This is a genomic window from Actinotignum timonense, from assembly GCF_002860685.3.
GTDB classification, from domain to species: Bacteria; Actinomycetota; Actinomycetes; order Actinomycetales; family Actinomycetaceae; genus Actinotignum; species Actinotignum timonense.
The window spans coordinates 1209150-1228484 of sequence record NZ_CP136960.1; the positions used below are offsets into that span (position 1 = coordinate 1209150).

At 60.0% G+C, this 19335-nt stretch carries 15 protein-coding genes and 1 tRNA gene; 10 read left to right on the forward strand and 6 right to left on the reverse strand.

Annotation, left to right across the window (positions count from 1 at the left end):
* The first annotated feature begins 2 nt into the window (after positions 1–2).
* The 4 genes from CYJ17_RS05010 (at position 3) to CYJ17_RS05025 (ending at position 4598) form a co-directional block, all read left to right on the forward strand.
* Entirely contained in the window at positions 3–1085 is a 1083-nt protein-coding gene (locus CYJ17_RS05010; protein WP_087071065.1) for a hydroxymethylglutaryl-CoA reductase, read from the forward strand.
* Positions 1082–2257: a hydroxymethylglutaryl-CoA synthase gene (locus tag CYJ17_RS05015; protein WP_087071064.1), complete on the forward strand. Its 1176-nt coding sequence runs from the start codon at positions 1082–1084 to the stop codon at positions 2255–2257. Before CYJ17_RS05010 ends, CYJ17_RS05015 begins: the two co-directional genes overlap by 4 nt.
* 209 nt (positions 2258–2466) lie before the next feature.
* A complete protein-coding gene (gene hemQ / locus CYJ17_RS05020) occupies positions 2467–3195 on the forward strand; it encodes a hydrogen peroxide-dependent heme synthase (RefSeq protein WP_234984528.1) in 729 nt (242 codons plus the stop codon).
* Positions 3196–3332: 137 nt separating this feature from the next.
* Positions 3333–4598 carry a ferrochelatase gene (locus tag CYJ17_RS05025; protein WP_087071062.1) on the forward strand — a complete coding sequence of 422 codons (1266 nt, stop codon included), beginning with the start codon at positions 3333–3335 and terminating at the stop codon, positions 4596–4598.
* On the opposite strand, the gene orn is transcribed toward CYJ17_RS05025, so the two are convergent.
* Together orn and CYJ17_RS05035 are read right to left on the reverse strand one after the other, a co-directional pair.
* Positions 4599–5306 (reverse strand): oligoribonuclease, encoded by a 708-nt coding sequence (gene orn / locus CYJ17_RS05030; protein ID WP_257959927.1) that lies wholly within the window; start codon positions 5304–5306, stop codon positions 4599–4601.
* A 121-nt stretch (positions 5307–5427) separates the two neighbouring features.
* Positions 5428–5500: transfer RNA gene (locus CYJ17_RS05035), tRNA-Arg, on the reverse strand.
* Between the two features lie 166 nt (positions 5501–5666).
* Between CYJ17_RS05035 and CYJ17_RS05040 the strand changes: the two genes are divergently transcribed.
* The 5 genes from CYJ17_RS05040 to ettA all read left to right on the forward strand — a co-directional run bounded on the left by CYJ17_RS05040 (position 5667) and on the right by ettA (position 11671).
* The gene (locus CYJ17_RS05040; protein WP_180948634.1) at positions 5667–7214 is read left to right on the forward strand and encodes a GTPase; all 1548 of its coding nucleotides are present in this window, start codon (positions 5667–5669) and stop codon (positions 7212–7214) included.
* Positions 7215–7234: 20 nt separating this feature from the next.
* Entirely contained in the window at positions 7235–8650 is a 1416-nt protein-coding gene (locus CYJ17_RS05045) for a GTP-binding protein (protein ID WP_145989733.1), read from the forward strand.
* Positions 8651–8791: 141 nt separating this feature from the next.
* Entirely contained in the window at positions 8792–9409 is a 618-nt protein-coding gene (locus CYJ17_RS05050) for a single-stranded DNA-binding protein (RefSeq protein ID WP_087071060.1), read from the forward strand.
* Positions 9410–9541: 132 nt separating this feature from the next.
* Entirely contained in the window at positions 9542–9742 is a 201-nt protein-coding gene (locus CYJ17_RS05055) for a hypothetical protein (RefSeq protein WP_087071059.1), read from the forward strand.
* A gap of 249 nt (positions 9743–9991) precedes the next feature.
* Positions 9992–11671: an energy-dependent translational throttle protein EttA gene (ettA, locus tag CYJ17_RS05060; RefSeq protein WP_087071058.1), complete on the forward strand. Its 1680-nt coding sequence runs from the start codon at positions 9992–9994 to the stop codon at positions 11669–11671.
* Between the two features lie 150 nt (positions 11672–11821).
* Here the strand turns inward: ettA and CYJ17_RS05065 are convergent, their stop codons facing one another.
* Together CYJ17_RS05065 and CYJ17_RS05070 are read right to left on the reverse strand one after the other, a co-directional pair.
* A complete protein-coding gene (locus CYJ17_RS05065; protein ID WP_180948632.1) occupies positions 11822–12757 on the reverse strand; it encodes an acyl-CoA thioesterase in 936 nt (311 codons plus the stop codon).
* A gap of 31 nt (positions 12758–12788) precedes the next feature.
* Complete coding sequence (locus CYJ17_RS05070) at positions 12789–15539, reverse strand: DNA methyltransferase (protein WP_180948631.1); 2751 nt, start codon at positions 15537–15539, stop codon at positions 12789–12791.
* A gap of 208 nt (positions 15540–15747) precedes the next feature.
* Between CYJ17_RS05070 and CYJ17_RS05075 the strand changes: the two genes are divergently transcribed.
* Positions 15748–16674 (forward strand): DNA adenine methylase, encoded by a 927-nt coding sequence (locus CYJ17_RS05075; RefSeq protein WP_087071056.1) that lies wholly within the window; start codon positions 15748–15750, stop codon positions 16672–16674.
* 17 nt (positions 16675–16691) lie between these two features.
* Here CYJ17_RS05075 and CYJ17_RS05080 read toward each other — a convergent pair whose 3' ends face one another.
* Together CYJ17_RS05080 and CYJ17_RS05085 are read right to left on the reverse strand one after the other, a co-directional pair.
* Positions 16692–18359 (reverse strand): hypothetical protein, encoded by a 1668-nt coding sequence (locus CYJ17_RS05080; RefSeq protein ID WP_101595178.1) that lies wholly within the window; start codon positions 18357–18359, stop codon positions 16692–16694.
* Between the two features lie 198 nt (positions 18360–18557).
* The gene (locus tag CYJ17_RS05085; protein WP_087071055.1) at positions 18558–19256 is read right to left on the reverse strand and encodes a TetR/AcrR family transcriptional regulator; all 699 of its coding nucleotides are present in this window, start codon (positions 19254–19256) and stop codon (positions 18558–18560) included.
* Positions 19257–19335: the final 79 nt, after the last annotated feature.

Genomic DNA, 19335 nt, shown 5'->3' on the forward strand with positions numbered 1-19335 from the left:
GCGTGACTGACTCGAGAATCACCCCGGACTCGCACACGCCCATCCCCACCAAATGGGTGGGCCCCATTCACATCTCCGGCCCCGTCCTCAGCGGCGCCGTGGAGGTCCCGCTCGCCACGTACGAAACACCGCTGTGGCCTTCGTGCAACCGCGGCGCGGACGTCTCGCGCATGGTGGAGGGCGGCATCTGCGTGTGCGTGGCCGATGAGCGCATGTCCCGTTCCGTGCTTTTTATTGCCGACGACGCCGCGGCGGCTCTCCGCGCCGTCACGGCAATCGCGGCGCGGCGCTCCGAGTGGGAGCGTGTGGTGGCCGGGCAGTCGCGCTTCGCGCGCCTGCTGGATATCCACCCCGAAGTGGTGGGGAATTTGCTTTTTGTGCGTTTCGAATTCTCCACCGGGGATGCCTCGGGCCACAATATGGCCACCCAGGCCGCCGAAGCGCTCATGGGCGCGATATTGGCGGTGTGCCCAGAGCTGGACTACGGCTCCATTTCCGGCAATTACTGCATTGATAAGAAACCCTCCGCCGTCAATGGGATTCTGGGGCGCGGGCGGCGCACCATCGCCGATATTTTTATTCCGGATGAGGTGATCGCCAAGCGGCTGCGCAGTGATGCGCACCGGATTGCTGAGCTGAATTACCGCAAGAATTGGGTGGGTTCCACGCTCGCCGGGGCGGTGCGTTCCGCAAATGCCCACTATGCCAATATGCTGCTGGCGGTCTACCTGGCCACCGGGCAGGATGCCGCGAATATTGTGGAAGGCTCCCAGGGTTTTACCCACGTGGAAGAACGCGAAGGCGGGCTTTATGTATCCTGCACTCTCCCGCATCTCATTGTGGGGACGGTGGGCAATGGCAAGGACCTGCCCGGGATCGAAGCGGTGATGGAGCGCATGGACCTGGCGGATCGCAGCCGACCGGCCGGGGAAAATTCCCGGCGCCTGGCGGCCATGATTGCCGCCACCGTGCTGTGTGGGGAACTATCCTTGCTGGCCGCGCAAACCAACCCGGGTGAGCTCATGCATGCGCATCGTAAATTTGAACGCGGCGGGGCACCCGCGCCGGTGAGGAGGACTAAGTGAATATCGGCATTGACGCGCTGGCCTGCGCCACCTCGCATTACTGCCTGCCGCTCGCGGATATGGCGGAAGCCCTGGACGTGCCCGTGGGTAAATATCACGTGGGGCTCGGTCAGGAGCATATGAGTATCCCGGCCCTCGATGAGGACGCCGTCACCCTGGGGGCCCAGGCCGGGGCCCGCCTACTGGCCGCCACCGGCACGGAGGGAATCCGCACCGTCATCTTCGCCACCGAATCCGGGGTGGATCAGTCGAAATCCGCCGGGGTTTTCCTGCATGCCCTCCTCGGGCTGCCGCGCCATGTGCGCACCGTGGAAATGAAGGAAGCCTGCTACGGGGGGACCGCGGCGCTGCAGAGCGCCCTCGGTATTGTGGCGCGCCACCCGAAAGAAAAAGTGCTGGTGATCGCCGCGGATATTGCCCGGTATGCGGCGGGCGGGGCCGGGGAACCCACTCAGGGAGCCGGCGCCGTGGCTTTCCTGGTGAGCGCGGAGCCGCGCCTGCTGAATATCCCCGCGGTGAGCGGCGTTTACACCGCGGATATCAACGACTTCTGGCGCCCGAATGATTCCAGCACCCCGCTGGTGGACGGCCACCTCTCCATGGACGCCTATATGGATGCCCTCACCGGTGCCTACGATGATTACCTCGCTCAGGGCGGCATCCCCGCAGCTCAGCTGGCTCGTTTCGTGCACCACCAGCCCTTCGGGAAAATGGCACGCAAAGCCCATGCCCGCCTCATGGCCCATACGGGCGACCCGCGCGGCGATGAGGTGATCGAAAGCGGCCTCGCCTACGGGCGCCAGATCGGCAATTCCTATACGGCAGCCCTGTATATTGGCATTCTTTCCCTGCTCGGCACCGACCCGGCCGATCTGACCGATACCCCCATCGGGCTCTTCTCCTACGGCTCGGGCGCGGTGGCGGAATTCTTCACCGGCATCCCGGCGGCCGGCTACCGCGAGCGACTGCGGGAAACCGGGGCGGATGCGGAAGGCGTAGCCGCGATGCTGGCCACGCGCGAACCCATCGATTTCCCCACCTACCGAGTTCTACACGGGGCCCTGCGCACCGATTCCGCTGATTTTTCGACGCCGCCCCAGACCACCGCACCCTTCCGCTTCGCCGGGGTGAGTTCCGGGGTGCGCCAGTACGAGGCGCGGGCGGAGGGATAGTGGCCCGGTGCGGCGTCGTCGTACCAAGATGGCGACACCCACGCGTGCGGCGCCCCGCAAAATAATCGTCTTCCGCATCGAAACTCGGCGATACTGAAGGGGAGCCACCCGCGCCGGGCCGGGCGAAAATCGGCAGTCTCCGAAATCTGATACAGTTTTTCTGCGCGTGTCAAGTGACGAAAGACTTAGGAGACAGTACGATGGGGAACATGACTCAACGACCCGCAGATGTGGAACCGAACTGGAGCGTCTCCGGCGGCGACCACCATCCTGATACCGAATACACGATTTACACAGTTGTTCATCGCCCGGCCGGCAGCCCGGCCCCCGCGGATCTTTCGAATGCCACGGCGCGCATTGATGAAGTTATTGCCGCGCATCCGGACGTTACCCTGCGTGGCTTCTACGATCTGTCCAATTTGCATGAGCATGCCGATCTCATGGTGTGGGTGCACGGTAAGAACCTCGCCCCGCTCCAGGATTTCATGCGTGATCTGCGCACCACGCCGCTTTTTGAAAATCTCGACGTGACCTGGCAGGTTCCCGGTGTGCACGTGGCCGCGGAATTCAACCGCATGCACGCGCCGGCCTTCCTGGTGGGTGATAAGCCGCTCACCTGGCTGTGCACCTACCCCTTCGTACGGCACGCCGATTGGTACCTCATGGACGGCAAGGAACGCGCCGTGCACCTGCGCGAACACGGTATGGCGGCCTCGAAATTTGAGGGGATCCTCGCCAATACGGTGGCGTGCTTCGGGATGTCGAATTACGAGTGGATGCTCGCTTTCGAAGCCGAAGATCCCACCCAGATTGTGGACCTCATGCGCGCCATGCGTTACACCCAGGCGCGGCGCTGGATGAAGCACGAAACGCCCTTCTTCTTCGGGCGGCGGTGCGAAACCAGCGAGCTCGCCAAGATTCTGCGCTACGAAGCCTAAACGGTGTTTACGCCGTAAACGACGTTCACGGATAAGCAGTGTTTACTGATAAGGATCGGTGACGTACCGTCACCGAGTAAACAGCGCTCGCGCAATAAGCAATGTTCACGGATAAGCAGCGCTTACACAGGAGATTCATGGACTACCAAAGCCAACAGACCAGCGCCGCCCTGGTGGCCGAACGGAAAGCTCCGCGTGCCACGCGCATCACCCGCGCCCCGGGCGAGCATATTCTTGCGGGAAGCCCCGCGGTGCAGCACGCTGCCGCGCGCGGGGAGCACTGGGTGAGCGAACCGACCGCCTACGATGCCATCGTGCTCGCCTCTTTCGGCGGGCCCAACGGCCAGGAGGACGTGCTGCCCTTCCTGCGCAACGTCACGGCCGGGCGCGGCATCCCCGATGACCGCCTCGAAGAAGTGGCGGTGCACTACCGCCTCAACGGGGGCAGCTCGCCGATCAACGGGCAAAACGCGGCGCTGCGTGCCCGCTTGGAAAGTGAGCTTGCCCGGCGCGGCCACAATATTCCCGTCTACTGGGGCAACCGCAATTGGGAACCCTATATTTGGGAAGTGGTGCGCGAGGCGTACGAGGATGGCCACCGCACCCTGCTGGCGGTGCCCACCTCGGCGTATTCGGGATATTCCTCCTGCCGCCAATACCGGGAGGATTTCGCGGACGCGCTTGAATACGCGCAGATCCCCGAGGATATGCGGGTGGATAAACTGCGGGAATTCTTCGATCATCCCGGTTTCGTGGTGCCCTTTATTGATGGCCTGGCGGCTGCCTACACCCAAATGCAGGAGCGCGGTTTCGCGGCTGAAGAGATCGAAGTCCTCTTCACCACCCATTCCATTCCCAACCGCGCCAATGAGCTCTCCGGCCCGCCCGAACTGGGTGGCGGGCTCTACCTGCGCCAGCACGAGGCGGTGCGCGATGCTATCCGCGCCGCGGTGGAGGAGCAGGTGGGGGCTCGACTGAGCTGGCAGATGGTCTTCCAGTCGCGCTCTGGCCCGCCGCATATTCCGTGGCTGGAACCGGATATTAATGATGTTATCGAAACGCTGCCGGGGCGCGGGCGGCGGGCCGTCGTCGTCGTTCCTATCGGTTTTGTATCCGAGCATATGGAAGTGCTGTGGGACCTCGATAATGAGGCGCGGGCCACGGCGCAGCAATGCGGCCTGGCGTTCGCGCGGGTTTCCACCCCGGAAGAGCATCCGGCTTTCGTGGCCGGGCTGGCTGACCTGGTGGAGGAGCGCCTGGAGGGGCGCCCGCGCGCGCAGCGGGCCCACCTCACCGAGATGGGCCCGTGGTTCGATCTGTGCCCGGCGCATTCGTGCCGGAATCCGCACCTGCCCGAGCTGCGCGCCATTGGCGGCTTCATCGGGGAAGGCGTGGACGCGTAATTATTCGGTGGTGCCGGCGGTGCTGGCAGTTTCGCCGGCCGCGGTTTCGGCTGGTGTGGTGCCGGTTTCGCCGGCATCGCCCGCACCGCTTGAAGCCAACCGCTTCGTTTCGCCTTCCACGCTGCGGGCAGCCTGCTGGGCGGCCTCGGTCTCCACGCTTTCCGGGAAGAGCACCGCGCGGTAATAGCGCAGCTCATCAATGGAATCGTAAATATCACCGAGCGCCCGGTGGTGCCCGAACTTCTCCGGCGACACAAAATACGCCTTCGGGTACCAGCGCTTCGTCAACTCCTTAATGGAGGAGACGTCAATAATGCGATAGTGGAGGTAATCGACCAGCTCAGGCATGTATTCGATGAGGAACGTCTTATCGGTACCCACCGAATTACCGCCCAGCGGCGCCTTACCTTCCGGCACCCGCTCCTTGAGATAAGCGAGCACCTGGCTCTGCGCCTCGGCCACGCTCACCCCGGCCTCCCATTCATTAATGAGGCCGGACGAGGTATGCATATCGCGCACAAAATCGTTCATCTGCGCGACCGCCGCATCGGAGGGCTTAATAATAATATCGATGCCCGCGTCCACCGGCTGGAGGTCACCGTCCGTCACAACAACGGAAATCTCCACCAGCTCATCAACACGCGGATCCAAGCCTGTCATTTCGCAATCGATCCAGACAATCGGATCGTTTAGATCGTGGTAACTCACCCCTCCATTCTAAGCACACGCGCGCGGGCGGGCGCGTGCGGTCCGCGTGGGGAAGGGATGGTACGACGACGCCGCCAGCTGGCAGGCCGTAACTCCGCTACGGAGCGGCTCAATCCATGAGCGCCCCCGAAAGGATTCGAACCTTCGACCAACGGATTAGAAGTCCGGTGCTCTATCCACTGAGCTACGGGGGCCTGGCGCGCGCTCGGCACAATATGTAACGAACTTTCACAATACGCAATGAGCTATCACGATGCGGAAAGAACTAACACCTTGCGCAGAAGCGGCGCTCTTAATGTACCCGAATCGGCGGCGCGGTTAAAACTACGCGCCCGCGTCAAAATAGTGAACAATAGAGGGGTGGCTCAATATCGTGATGTTCCTCGTCTCATCGCTCGCACTATCGACGCGCTCGATAAAGCGCGCTTTCCCCTTGCACTACCCGGCTCGCGCGATATCGAAGCCGAGCGCACCCAGCTCATCACCCAGCTAAAAAACCGGGTGCTCCCGCGGATGGAACGGGAAGCCACCCCGGCGGTGGTGGTGCTCGGCGGCTCCTCGGGTGCCGGGAAATCCACCCTCTTCAATTCGCTTTTCGGCGAAGAACTCTCCGCCGCCTCGGTGCTGCGCCCCACCACCCGCACCCCGGTCATCGCCGTGCACCCGGATGACGCACCGCTCCTGGACGGCCACGTGCTCACCACTTTGGCGGAGGTACGCGAAAGCACCGGGGCAATCCCCGGGCTGGTGCTGGTAGACGCCCCCGATCTTGATTCCGTGGACGCCGATAACCGCGCCCTGGCTCGCACCCTCCTCAATAGCGCCGACCTGTGGATTTTTGTGACCACGGCGTCCCGCTACGGGGATGCCACCGCCTGGTCGGTGCTCACCGATGCCCACGGGCGCGGGGTGACCACCGCGGTGGTACTCAACCGGGTTCCGGCCAGCGCCACGCCTACGGTGCGCGCGGACCTGGCGCGCCGTATGGAAAGCTCCGGGCTGGGCGACTCCCCGCTTCTCATCGTGGCCGATAACGGCGGCCCCACCGCCGGGCTCCTTCCCCCCGCCAGCGTGGCCGAGCTGCGCCAGTGGCTCGAATCCATGTCTGAAACCGGCTTCGGCCAGGCGCTCATCACCCGCGCGGATGCCGCCATGTTCCCGCATATGGGCGAACGCCTGGAACATATCGCCGCCGCGGTGGAAATGCAGGCGGAAGCCGTGGAGCACCTGCGCTCCGTGGTGGAGCAATCCGCCACCGCCCCGCGCGAGGCCCTGCGCAAGGCCGCCCTCAGCGGCCGCTTCGGGGCCGGGGCTCCCACCACCGCCTGGCTTTCCGCCGCTTCGAGTGGCGGGCCGCTGGCCGGCATCAACCCGGCCGCCGCCCCCGGCCTGGGCGCGCGCGGGCGCAGCGGGGCCCGCGACGCCGCCATGACCACCGTATTCGAAGCGGTCCGCACCGCCGCGGACGTTACCCTCACTCAACAGCTCAGCGAAGTGAGCGAGGCGATTCTCACCGCCTGGGCCGGCGGGGTCATTGACACCCGCGAACTCGCGGCACAGGCCCGCACCGCCCTCGACCTGGATGCCATCCGTTTCCGCGCCTTCTCCGCCTGGATGAGCTACCTCAAGGGCGCCGCCACCGCCGCCCCGCCCAACCGCTGGTTCGGCACCGCCGGGATGGCCGCGGTGCTCGGGGCAGCCGCCGGGGGAGTGAACGGGGCGCGCCCCCTGGCCGAAGGACTCTACCGGGGCGGGGCGGTACGCCAGGCCCGCGAAGAACTCGCCCGGCTCCTCGACGGTGCCCTCACCGAAGTCACGGAGGTATTCCTCAGCCATCTCGGCGATGTGGAGCTCGGCTCGGGGCGCACGCTCCGGCTGCGCGCCGTCGAATTCAAAGACAGGTTCTAGTGGAGGAAGGGAAGAAGCTCATGGACACAGCCACCGTGACCGCGCGCTTGGAGCAGCTGCGCGGCGTCGTCGCTCAAGGAAAAGATCTATTCGATCCGTATGTGCTGCAGCGGGCCGAAAGGGAACTGGAGGAGATTTCCGGGCGCCTGGAGGCGGGGCTCGGCCTGACGGTGGCGGCGCTCGCGGGCGGCACCGGTTCGGGGAAGTCCACGCTGTTCAACGCGCTCACCGAGCTCAATTTCGCCGACGCGGGGGACGTGCGGCCCACCACCATGGATATCACGGCTTGCGTGTGGTCCGCGGCGGCCCGCCCCGTGCTGGCGGCCCTCGGCGTGAAAACGGAGCGCACCATTTCCCATAATTCGCTGCTCAATACCTCCAAGCGTGATCTTGATTCCCTGGTGCTCCTTGACCTGCCCGATCACGATTCGGTGAGCCTGGGCAATTCGGCGCTCGTCAATCGGATTTTGCCGCTCGTGGACGTGCTGGTGTGGGTGCTCGACCCGCAAAAATACGCCGATCACCTCATCCACGATTCCTATATCGCGGCGATGCGCGAACGCGCCGATCGTATGATCGTGGTCCTCAACCAGATCGATACCCTCCCGGAGGGCGGCACGGAGGCCATCACCGCGGATATCCGCAAGCTGCTACGCGCGGACGGTATTGCCGATAGCGTCCCGATTTTCCCGGTCTCGGCGCTGCGACGGCGCGGGCTGGAGCCGCTGCGCGACGCCCTGGAGAAGGCAGCCGGGCTCACGAATGCCGCGCTGGAGACCACCGCTGCGTATCTTGACGAGATCGGGGCGCGCCTGGGGGAGGGCCTTGAGGCTGCGCCGGTGGCTTTGGAGGCGGAGAAAGCGGAGGAGATCGCGCGCGGGCTGTCGGTGGCATCCGGCGTGCCGGCGGTGGCCGAGGCGATTGCCGGGGTGGGCTGGCATGCCCGCGCCGTGGCGCCGCCCGAGCAGCCCGCCGCCACGGTGGTGGATGCGCACCGGGAAGCCTGGCTCGCGCACGCGACCAGCGGCCTGCCCCGTTTGTGGGCGCGCCGTGTGGACGAGCGGGTGAGCGATGCCGCTTCCCTGCGCCGCGCCATTGGTGGGGCTTTGCGCGCCGTTCCGGTGCGTGGTGGCGGGCGCGGGGCCCTGCTGGGTGGCGTGCTCGCCGGGGTGCTGCTTGCCGCGGCGTGCGTTGGTGCGGGCGTCGCGGCGGTGGCGCCGTGGTGGGCGGCGGCCGTTGGCGCCGTGGTTGCGTTGCTGTGCGGTTTCGCCCTGGGATGGTGGGCACGACGCCGCAGCGCAGCTGCCAGGGCGCGGGCCTACCAGCGCGCGGTGAATAAGGAACTGGGCGCGGTGGTGGAGAAGCATTGCGTTGCTCCGGCGCGGGAGGTGCTCGACCAGTACGCGCGCGTGCGCCAGGTGGTGCGTGGGGAGTAGGGAGAGTAGCTGGCGATCTATCCACAGGTTGCCGAAATGTCATGGTTATCCACAAGCAGGTGCATGCGGATAGCCGAGCGAGAGTGAGCGGGTCATGATGGTGTCCACCGCCCGCACGTGGCGGTGGGAAAGGACAGCATCATGGTTAATGACACCATCGTCGCGGTACGTGGATATGCCGGCGGCAACCCGAAAGTTTATGAGAACGCCACCAGTGGGGATGTCACCACGGTCAATCTTGGGGTGACCCCGCGCTACTTCTCGCGAGAAACTAACCGCTTTGAGGACGGCAATACTATTTGGTACACGGTGCGGGCTCGCGGCACCCTCGGCCGTAATATCCAAACATCGGTGACTACCGGCACCCCGCTGCTGGTGCGCGGGCGGCTCGATATGCGCGAATGGACCGGTAAGGACGGTTCCACCATGCGCGGGCTCACCCTCTTTGCCGATGCCGTGGGAGTCGAGCTCACCACCGGGCGGGCCAGCTTCGTCAAAGTGCGCCCCGATCCAGCTGCGGAAACAAATGGCGGAGTCGCTGGCACGGTGAGTTCCGCGGATACAGCGGCAGGGGAAAGCACGCCGGGGGATAGCCGTTGGCTCACCGAGGAGTCGGATTCTTCTGAAGCGTCGGGTGAACCGCTCGGGCCAGCTGGAATAGGTGTGCCGCCTCCGGGGATGTCACCTGACTCGATGTCACCTGATGCGATGTCAGCGGATGAAGCCTTGCGCTCGGATCCGTCAGGTGGCGCATGGTGATGCCGAAAATGCCTCTACTCACCCGTTGTTCTGATAGGTACACTACAAGCATGCCCGGGTTTAATTCCTCGGAACAAACCCTGGACCACTTCACTATTTCCGCGCCTAGTTATTGAGGGGAGGGATGTAAAGATGAGTATCAATATTGGTGAAGAAATGCTTGACCGTCTTGAAGAACTTGCGGGTGACAATGCCGAAGTAGTGGCACACGAGGCTATTGAAGATGCCCTTGACCTCATTGAGGCGGAGAAGATCTGGGCGGATGTTGAGTCCGGCAAAGAGCGGCTCATACCTTTTGATGAGGTGGTGCGTCGCCTCGGGGTGGAAAATTAGTTTCAGCCTCCTAGGCAAGGCGTATACCGAAGAGACATCTACCAGACTCGTTAGCGATTCTTTTACCACCACGTAGATATCCATAGTCTGCCGCGATGGCATGCTTATCTACTTGAGAAAATCCCATTCCATCCCGGTTCCAGTCACATCGGGGGGACTTTTCGCGGGCGGCTCGGTACACTGGTCTGGGCCGCTCGCGCAACACCTAGCGCGATGCGCGGCACTGAATCGCGAATCAGGACGGGATAAGTGGCTGAATACATTTACCAGATGATCCACGCTTCCAAGCGTGTGGGGGATAAGACCATCCTTGACGACGTCACCATGGCGTTTTTCCCCGGAGCCAAGATCGGCATGGTCGGTCCGAACGGTGCCGGTAAATCAACAATCTTGAAGATCATGGCCGGGCTGGATGAGCCCTCCAACGGGGAAGCGCGCCTCTCCCCGGGCTACACGGTGGGTATCCTCCTTCAGGAACCTCCCCTCGAAGAGGATAAGACCGTCCTGGAAAACGTGCAGCTAGGGCGTAAGGACATTCTGGAGAAGATCACCCGTTTCAACGCCATCGGTGAAGAAATGGCGAATCCGGATGCGGACTTCGATGCCCTCATGGAAGAAATGGGCAAGCTGCAAACGGAAATCGATGCCGCGAACGCCTGGGATCTGGACTCTCAGCTGGAGCAGGCCATGGCCGCGCTGCGCTGCCCTCCGGGGGATACCCCGGTGTCCGTACTTTCCGGTGGGGAACGCCGCCGCGTGGCCCTGTGCCGCCTGCTGCTGGAAGCCCCGGACCTGCTTCTCCTTGACGAACCGACGAACCACCTGGATGCCGAATCCGTGCTGTGGCTCGAAAAGCACCTGAAGTCCTACGCGGGTGCGGTTATCGCCATCACCCACGACCGCTACTTCCTGGACAATATGGCGCAGTGGATCGCGGAAGTGGACCGCGGCTGCCTCTACCCCTATGAGGGCAACTACTCGACCTACCTGGAAACCAAGAAGGATCGTCTGGAAATCCAGGGCAAGAAGGATGCCAAGCTCGCCAAGCGCCTCAAGGATGAACTTGAGTGGGTGCGTTCCTCGGCGAAGGGCCGCCAGGCCAAGTCGAAGGCACGTCTGGAACGCTACGAAGAAATGGCAGCGGAAGCTGAACGCACCCGCAAGCTCGACTTCGAAGAAATCCAGATTCCGCCGGGGCCGCGGCTGGGCAATGTGGTTATCGAAGCGAAGAACCTCAAGAAGGGCTTCGGGGACCGCGTGCTCATCGACGGGCTGTCCTTCTCGCTGCCGCGCAACGGCATCGTGGGCATTATCGGCCCGAACGGCGTGGGTAAAACCACCCTCTTCAAGACCATCGTCGGCCTCGAACCCCTCGATGGCGGGGAGCTGAAGATCGGGGAAACGGTGAAGATCTCCTACGTGGATCAGAACCGCGCCGGTATCGATCCGGAAAAGAGCCTGTGGGAAGTTGTTTCTGACGGGCTGGATTACATCCAGGTCGGCCAGGTGGAAATGCCCTCGCGCGCCTACGTTTCCGCATTTGGCTTCAAGGGCCCGGATCAGCAGAAGAAGGCCGGGGTGCTTTCCGGTGGTGAACGCAACCGCCTCAACCTCGCCCTCACCCTCAAGCAGGGCGGCAACCTGCTGCTCCTTGACGAACCGACCAACGATCTGGACGTGGAAACCCTGTCCTCCCTGGAAAACGCGCTTTTGCAGTTCCCGGGTTGCGCCGTGGTTATCACCCACGACCGCTGGTTCCTTGACCGCGTGGCCACCCACATCCTCGCCTACGAAGGCACCGATGAGGATCCCTCCAAGTGGTACTGGTTCGAAGGTAACTTCGAAGGCTACGAGAAGAACAAGGTGGAACGCCTGGGTGAAGCCGCACTCAACCCGGGTGCCGGCGCCCACCGCAAGCTCACGCGCTAAACAAGCTCACGCGCTAGACAAACTGGCGCGCTAGGCGAGCCGCCGCGCTAAGCGCGCGTGCGAAAAGTTCAGGCGCGCTAACTGCGTACGGGCACGAGTCAACCGCTTATGCCCACGCGCGCAGCGCCCACATTGAGTAGCTACCGCCAGCTACTCGACATGCTGCTCGGGATGGTCCGGGTGTCGTTCTGGCACCCGGACCATCCCTTCTTGGCTCATGGAGGCAATATGGCGGCCGTCCTGGAAGAACTTTGCGTTCACCAGGGCGCGCCCGTTCTGCGCGGAAACACACTCCATCTCCGCCAAAATCCACTCCGACATATCAAAATTGCGATGCCACCAGATCGCGTGATCGAGGGTCGCCACCGAAATCCCGCGGGAAAGCCAGGCCAAGCCGAGGGCCCGCAAGGCCGGCTCCAACATGAACTGATCCGCCGAATACCCGAGCATCGCCCGCTGGAGGGTGCGCGAGGTCCCTTCCGGCATCGGCGAACGCGCCCGTAGCCACAGGTGCTGGCGCGGGGACCGCCCCGGATCCGGCCGCAGGTAGATATCACCTTCCACCCGCCGCATATCGATCCCGTTCGTGGACGACATCACCTTCGCGAACACGTTATCGAGCGCCCCGAAGAAATCCACCGAAGACGGCAGCCCCTCCGGCCCGGGAACATCCGGCATGGAGGAAGCCAGGGTAGGCCCGGGCTGGCGCAACTGGAACGACACCCGCGCCGTGAAAATCAACCGGTCACCCTGGTACGCGGTGACATTCCGGGTAGAGAAGGAGCGCAGATCGTTGATCTCCTCCACCTGGAACTCGATAGGCTCATCCAGGTGCCCGGCCCGCTGGAACGCCGCGGTAATGGAATGCGCCAGCCGCTCATCCTCACCGATGCCGAGCGAGCGCTGCACATCATCAGCCGCCGCCATCGTGGCCTGCCCGAGCACCTGCCCGCCGTACACTTTCCCGGTGATCTGCACCAGGTTCTGGCCGCGATACCGCCCCGTCCCGCAGCGCTCCAGCCGCAAATTATTGAGAATCGACGCCAAGGGCTCGGTGTGCGTTTCCGGTATATCGATGCGGTGCATATCTTCCTCACTCCCGGCGGCGCGCGCCACGCTACTTCCCCTCCGCCGCAACGAGCTGCTGATATTTCTCAAACAGGACGGCCAGCCGCTCCTCATCAGAAGCAAAGGGCTTGTTGCGATAAAGTCTATCGACTGCCTCGTCAATTTTTTCGTGCGCTTCGCGGAGGTTGCGTGGCATAAGGTCCGGGTCGTAGAGCTCGGCTAAGGTTTTTTCGCAGTGGTATTCGCGTACATCGAGTACGCGTAGCGCACGTTTCGTAAGTTCTTCTTTCGACGACGCCGACAACTCTGGCACGGGGAAAGTGTTATAAACCAAGGTATTCGAGTAGCGTAGCCGGGTTTCGAGCTGGCCCCCAACAGCGCGTAGCCAAGCCATATGCATTTTCGAGGTGAGCAAGGCGAACAGCCACGGCTCAGCATCGTAGATAGCGAACGCCAGATTGGAAATGATGGTGTCTGGGCCAAGGTAGCCGACGGGAACGTACTCACGGCGTTCCGAAGAAACACTTGGAACGATAATCGAATCCGTAGGCTTATAGCGGACTTCCCCAAATCGCCAAGGAATAGCAGCAAACTCTTGGGTCTGCTTCTTTGTGCTGGCCGAACGCATAGCGGAAACGTGCTCCAGGCGCCGCTTCACCTCCGGAATCTCGGCTGCTTCGTGCCGGTTTTCTTCCGTGAGCCACAGGCAGTAGCGGTCTTTCCCATTGATGTAGTCGTCAGCTCCCACGAACTGCTTGAGGACTTCGGAAAGCTCGGGATGGCTAGTGAGGAGGTCTTCAGCTTCCTGATCCGAAAGGATGAGGTTACCGCCGTCAGTCGGTTGGGATCCCTTGGTCATTTTTGGTAGGAACGGGGATAAAGTTGTGCTTCTTGCAGTGACGAAGGTGCTCTCACCAGCAATGAGGTAGGCGTTAATATTCTCAACCGGAGTTCGCACCAGGTCCGTGAAGAGGCATTTCGGTTCGGAAGATTCGTTGCGCAGGCTGATAACGGCCACGGTTACTCCGGCATTATGGGAGGCGTTATTGCTCCACTTGAAGGAGGTGTAGGCGTAGCCGATTTCAATGCCGCCCGTGAAAACGTAGGGGTGGAGCAGAGCGACCTGCTCGCCCTGGGTAATGGAATTCGTGGTCACAAAAGCGAGCTTGGCTCGGGTGCCGCGAATGTAATTGGCGCCCTTAATGAACCAGAGGGCAACGTAATCGAGCTTCTTCGGATACTTCGCGCTATCGAAAACATAGGCGAAGTCCTCCTTCTGATCCTTGGTCTGGTATGTACTTCCTACATAGGGTGGATTTCCGATAATGTAAATTTCATCTGTTCCGTTATTGGGGCAGACCTCGTTCCAGTCGAGGCGGGTGGCATTCCCGTGCACAATATGCCCGGTTTCCTTGAGCGGGATGAGGGGAATATCCACGCCGAATTTCTCCGCGAATTCCTCATTCATCTGGTGCTTAGCGATCCAGAGCGAGAGGATCGCCATTTCGACCGAGACGTCATCGATTTCGATGCCGTAGAAGTTCTCGATATTGATAACCGACGAAGCCAGGCCCAGGGTAGCTGCGCCCAACTTTTCTTCCTCGCCCATCCCCAGCAAAGACCAGGAGCCCGAGGTGGAGAGGCTATCGATGCGTTCCAGGATTCGGTGCTCCAGCTGGCGCAGCGCTTTATAAGCAATAACAAGGAAATTGCCGCTGCCGCACCCGGGATCGAATACCTTAATGCTTTGGATACGAGCCAGCAAATCCCGCAGTTTCTTTACTGAATTGGCGGCAGCATCGTATTGCTTTTCCAACTCGTCCAGGAAGAGCGGGCGGATGGTTTTGAAGATATTGGGAACCGAGGTGTAGTGCTGACCCAGGTTGGCGCGCTGCTGCTTATCGACCACGCCCTGGAACATGGAACCGAAAATATCAGGGTTGATTTCTGACCAATCCAGGGTGCCGAGCCGCAAGAGGGAGTCCCGGGCCGCCATGGTGAAGTGGGGGACCGCCAAAGAGGCGTCGTCGTCGTTATTAATACGGAAAAGGCGACCATTGACGTACGGGAAGTCTTGCAGGTAGACGGGTTTGTCCGCGGCGTTCGGGGTGTCGAGGGCGCGGAAGAGGGTGCGGAGGAATTCCGCGGTGTCGGAGCCGTCGCGGGCGGTGAAAGAGCCGATGGCGCTGGTGAACTGGCCGCGCGCGAAAATGCCGGTGTCCTCCGCGAAGAAACAGAAAAGGAGGCGGGTGAAGAAAATATTGAGGCCGTGGCGGGACGCGGCGTCGGTGAGCATATCCGGGCTGGCTTCGAGGAGGTCGTCGTAGAGCTTGCTCATGTGTTCGGCGGCGCGGCGGTCCGCTTTGGTATCCGAGGCGAAATCGCGGCGCTCCATATTCGCCCACGGCAGGAAGAATGTGATGTTTTTGTCGATCTGCGCGAGCGGGGTGATGAGGGAATCGCCCGTTTTCGTATCGAAAGCGGCGAGGCTGATGTAATCGGTGGCGATGACGAAACGGGTGTTGTAGCGGATCGCGGTGTCGCTGGTTTTGAGATCGAGGGCCGCGGCCACGAGGTCGCCGGAGGTTTTGCGGATGTACAGCTTGTTTTTCCACGCAATTTCGTGTTCGCGGTCGGCCGCGACGTTGATCGAGCTGGCGGTGGTGGAACGCAGGCGGGCGATGGAAGATTTTGAGATGCCGTACGCGCGCAGCAGGTCAAAGAAGAAATCGCGGGTGTAGCTGGGTTGGCCGGCCAGCGCGCGCACGCTTTCCTCGATGGTGGATAGGGTCAGTGCCACGCGCGGCTCCTTTCACGGCGGGCCCGGGCGCGCGGGTGCGGGCCGGGGTGGTATGGGACTATCTTAGGCGGTGGCTCTGATGTTTCGCGTGCATAGGCAGGGGGTTGAACCGCTTTTTAGGCTCGTTGAATCTTGTCAAGTGAGGTGTCGGGGGAAATCGCCCTCTCCCTTGCTTTGTCCCGTACTATTAGGGGATGGGAGAATATCTATGGGTTTGATCAACACTAGTTGCGTAGCCGAATGCGAAGGGCAAACCGATGCGCTATGCATTGTAGCTAGACGTACTTTCTCGTCATTATCGCCACTTCGGTATCCAGGGGGGAAGGCGAAACTGGCCGGGTTTCTTTCTAAAATTCTCGACTCGGATGGTGGTATTCGACGTTATGTGGAACCCTACGCAGGTGGTGCCGGTGCAGGAATTGCCCTTCTTTCTTCCGGCCAGGTTAATGAGTTGCACATCAATGATCTCGATCCTGCTGTTTACTCATTTTGGAAGCTTTTCAAGAATAACGTGGACCGCTTGGTATCGTTCATTGAAAACGTTCCACTCGACGTTGAACAATGGAATTATCAAAGAACAATATATAGGGAGGCGCTCTGTCCAAGCCCGGAGTTAGGACTAGCATTCTTCTATCTCAATCGTACGAACAGGTCGGGAATCCTCAATGCAGGTGTGATTGGTGGTAAAAAGCAAACCGGTAATTATAAGATGGATGCTAGATTTAACCGAGGGGCGCTGGTTAAACGTGTCACGGATTTAATTCCGCATCTTGACCAGATGTTGGTGACAAACAAGGATGGTCGCGACATTATTAGTGCTTATGGCAATGATGAGAGTACGCTTCTTTATATTGATCCCCCGTATGTTCAAGCGGGCTCGAGACTATACCTTAACGCTTTTGACGGCTACGACCATATGAGTCTAGCCAATGTCATCCATGAATACCCAGAAGGGCGGTGGGTGATCACTTATGATAACCACCCTCTCGTTAGAGACTTGTACCGCAATGATTACTGTGTGCCTCTCTCGATTACTTATTCAGCGCATAAGAAAACAACCGCTCAGGAACTTTTAATAACATCACGGTACCTGGCGGATAAAATTGCAATCATAAATAAGGTTGCAGGTATGTAGAGTAGTCGAAAATATACTTATTTAGTTTTATAGTCCGCATACCATTGAGAGAGGAAGGCGAAAAGTACTGCCGCATTGAAAGCGCTTATAACGTGCTGCCCTGTCAGGTTCTGATAGGACGCATGTGCTGCTAGATTTCCATAGGTGCCAGCAGCTTCTGAAAAATTGCATGCATCGAACGTTGATTTGAGCTTCTTGTATCCGCCGAATTCTGGGAACTGTTTTGAAACATAAGTGAGGAAGGAATTGTCCGATAGTTTTTCGACAACATAGTCTACATTTTGCTTATGGTTGGAGTGGGGACGGGAAGGCAACTTCATGTCCGGTATATTTGAAAGGTCCAACGCGGACAGAGTGAGTTCGAAAAGGGACCGGAGCGCTGGAGTAATAAGGTAGAGCTTCGCGCGCCTGTTTGTTTGGTTAGCTGGTAGGTTTCCGTAAGTGAATACTCCATAAAGGAGGCCATTTACGTGCTCAAACTCAACGGATTCGTTGATGGTGAAAGTTGGGTGGACGTACTTGACGCCGAGCTGGTTATCGTCATTGTGCGATCCATCTTTTAGATTTTTCCTTAATGCATTCTTAAGGCTAATATTTCCGTTTTTAAAGACGTCTGAGTCGAGGGTGGCATCGACGCTTGGTTGCGAGCTCTCGCCAGGGGATTTCGGGGAATGATTGTTACTTGTCTCGCTTTTTGGACGGGAAAAGGGCTCCGATTCAGGTGAAGATTTTTTAGCGCAGTTGTCCTGGTGCCCTTGATCTTGTTCTTTATTTATTGGGGGCGTATCACCGTTGGAAAGGAAACTTAGAACTTCCGAGCGAGCTTTTTCGTCACCTTTGTGAATCGGATGACGGGTATTTAGAGGTGGTTCCCCTTCCTTCATGAGTTGCGCTAACCGCACGAGAATAACCAGCTGGTCGTCAGTTAATCTATCTGCCATTTCCTTTGGTGTCGTCCCGCAGGGAGCGAATAGACCTTCTTTTGTAAATTTCAGCCCAGTAAGTTGGCGAATCTCTTCCAGCCGGAGCGCGTATTCGAGAGGGGATGCCTTGACCGATGCTAATAGTTTCACTTCTTCTTCGGTGAGCCGCCCACGCAGTGCGTCGACCAGAGCGAAAAATGATCCCGCTTGCAAAAGCCGATTGAGACGGGATTTTAAATTATAACGCGACTTTAAATCTGCGACGGTCGATCCGGATTCAATCTGGACGTAATAAAACTGTGCCTGTTGCTCGGTAGACCATTGCTTCTTTGCTGTTTGCGTGTGTAGTCGCGCTATATGTGGCTGGAGTTCATCTGCGGATTCCGAGACCATAACGCGGATGTGAGATGGAATATCGGCCAATTCGCTCTTGTATTTTGTGACAAGTCGATCATATTGTGTCGCGATTTTATCTCCGAAGCGATGGGCGAGTGCGGGGTTATTCAGTAGTTTCAGTACTGTAACGCGGCGATTTCCTTCGAGAACTGTATATCCAGTATCCGTAGAGGTGACAAGGGGGATTTCGTTGTCGAGGTAGCCGGCCTTTAGAATCTCGCTAGCTAGTTCAAAGACCTTTTCATTCTGAATAAGATACAGAATGGCCTCATTCTCGTCGGTAGCGTGGATCGGCATGCGATAATTGCGCAGGTCGAGTGAAAGCTCTGTGACTGCAACTGTTTTAATATCTAGCGGGTACCCCATATTGTCTCCTCACATTCCCATTCCCATTCCCATTCCTATGTAGTCTACACACCATGGAAGCGGTGCCGTGTGAGCCTGGAGTGGCACCTGGAAACCTAAATTGCAACGGCTTACCGGAAGATCGAAGAATCTCGTGAAGTCGCCGTCGAGTTGTAGAATTATAACAATCTTAGATGTATAAGTGAACGTCGGTACGCGCTACTCGGTGCTTTCGCGGGGGAGGAGCGTTTGTTCCAGGCCCACCAGGAGGGCTTGCACCATGATGGTGAAGTATTCCTGGCTCATCTGGTTTTCGTGCTGCGGATCCGTGAGGGGCAGCAGGTAGTTGGTGAGCATATCGGTGAGCGCGGTGGAAGTGGCGGCCAGGGGCTGGGCCTGGGCGACCATGCGGCCTAGATCGTGGCGCTGCTCGCGGCGAGTGGGGCTGCGCAAATTGCGCGCCGTGATCGCCCACAGAATTGTATTGATAATCATGGTGTAGGCCTGCGGGGCGTGATGGCGGAAACCGGCCTCGTGCAATTTTTCGAAAGATGCTTCAAGGAGGGGGAGCATCTCGGCACTGAAATTGCCGTGCATCATCCGCTCCGTTACCCCCGGATGTTCAAGCAGAACCGGGCGGGCGTTCTGCGCCAGCGCCATGAACCACTCTTTCCACTCCAGGCTTGCTTCGGGCAGGGCGATGGAGCCGATGAGATGCGCTATCACGGCATCGACGATGGCGTCCCGATTGGCGAAGTAGTGGTAAATCACCGAAGGGGAGACCTTGAGTTCAAGCGCTAAATCGCGAATCGACCAATTTTCGATGCCGCGGTCACGGGAAAGGGCCTGGGCAGCGTGGCGAATCTTATCCTGGGTCAGGCCGACGCGCCGGCCGGTGTTCACGGATTTAGCGTGCATATGCCCAGCATATCGCCACCCCGCATTGACATTACTAGAACAGTGTTCTAGTGTGTGTGCCGTTCACCCATTACTTCTG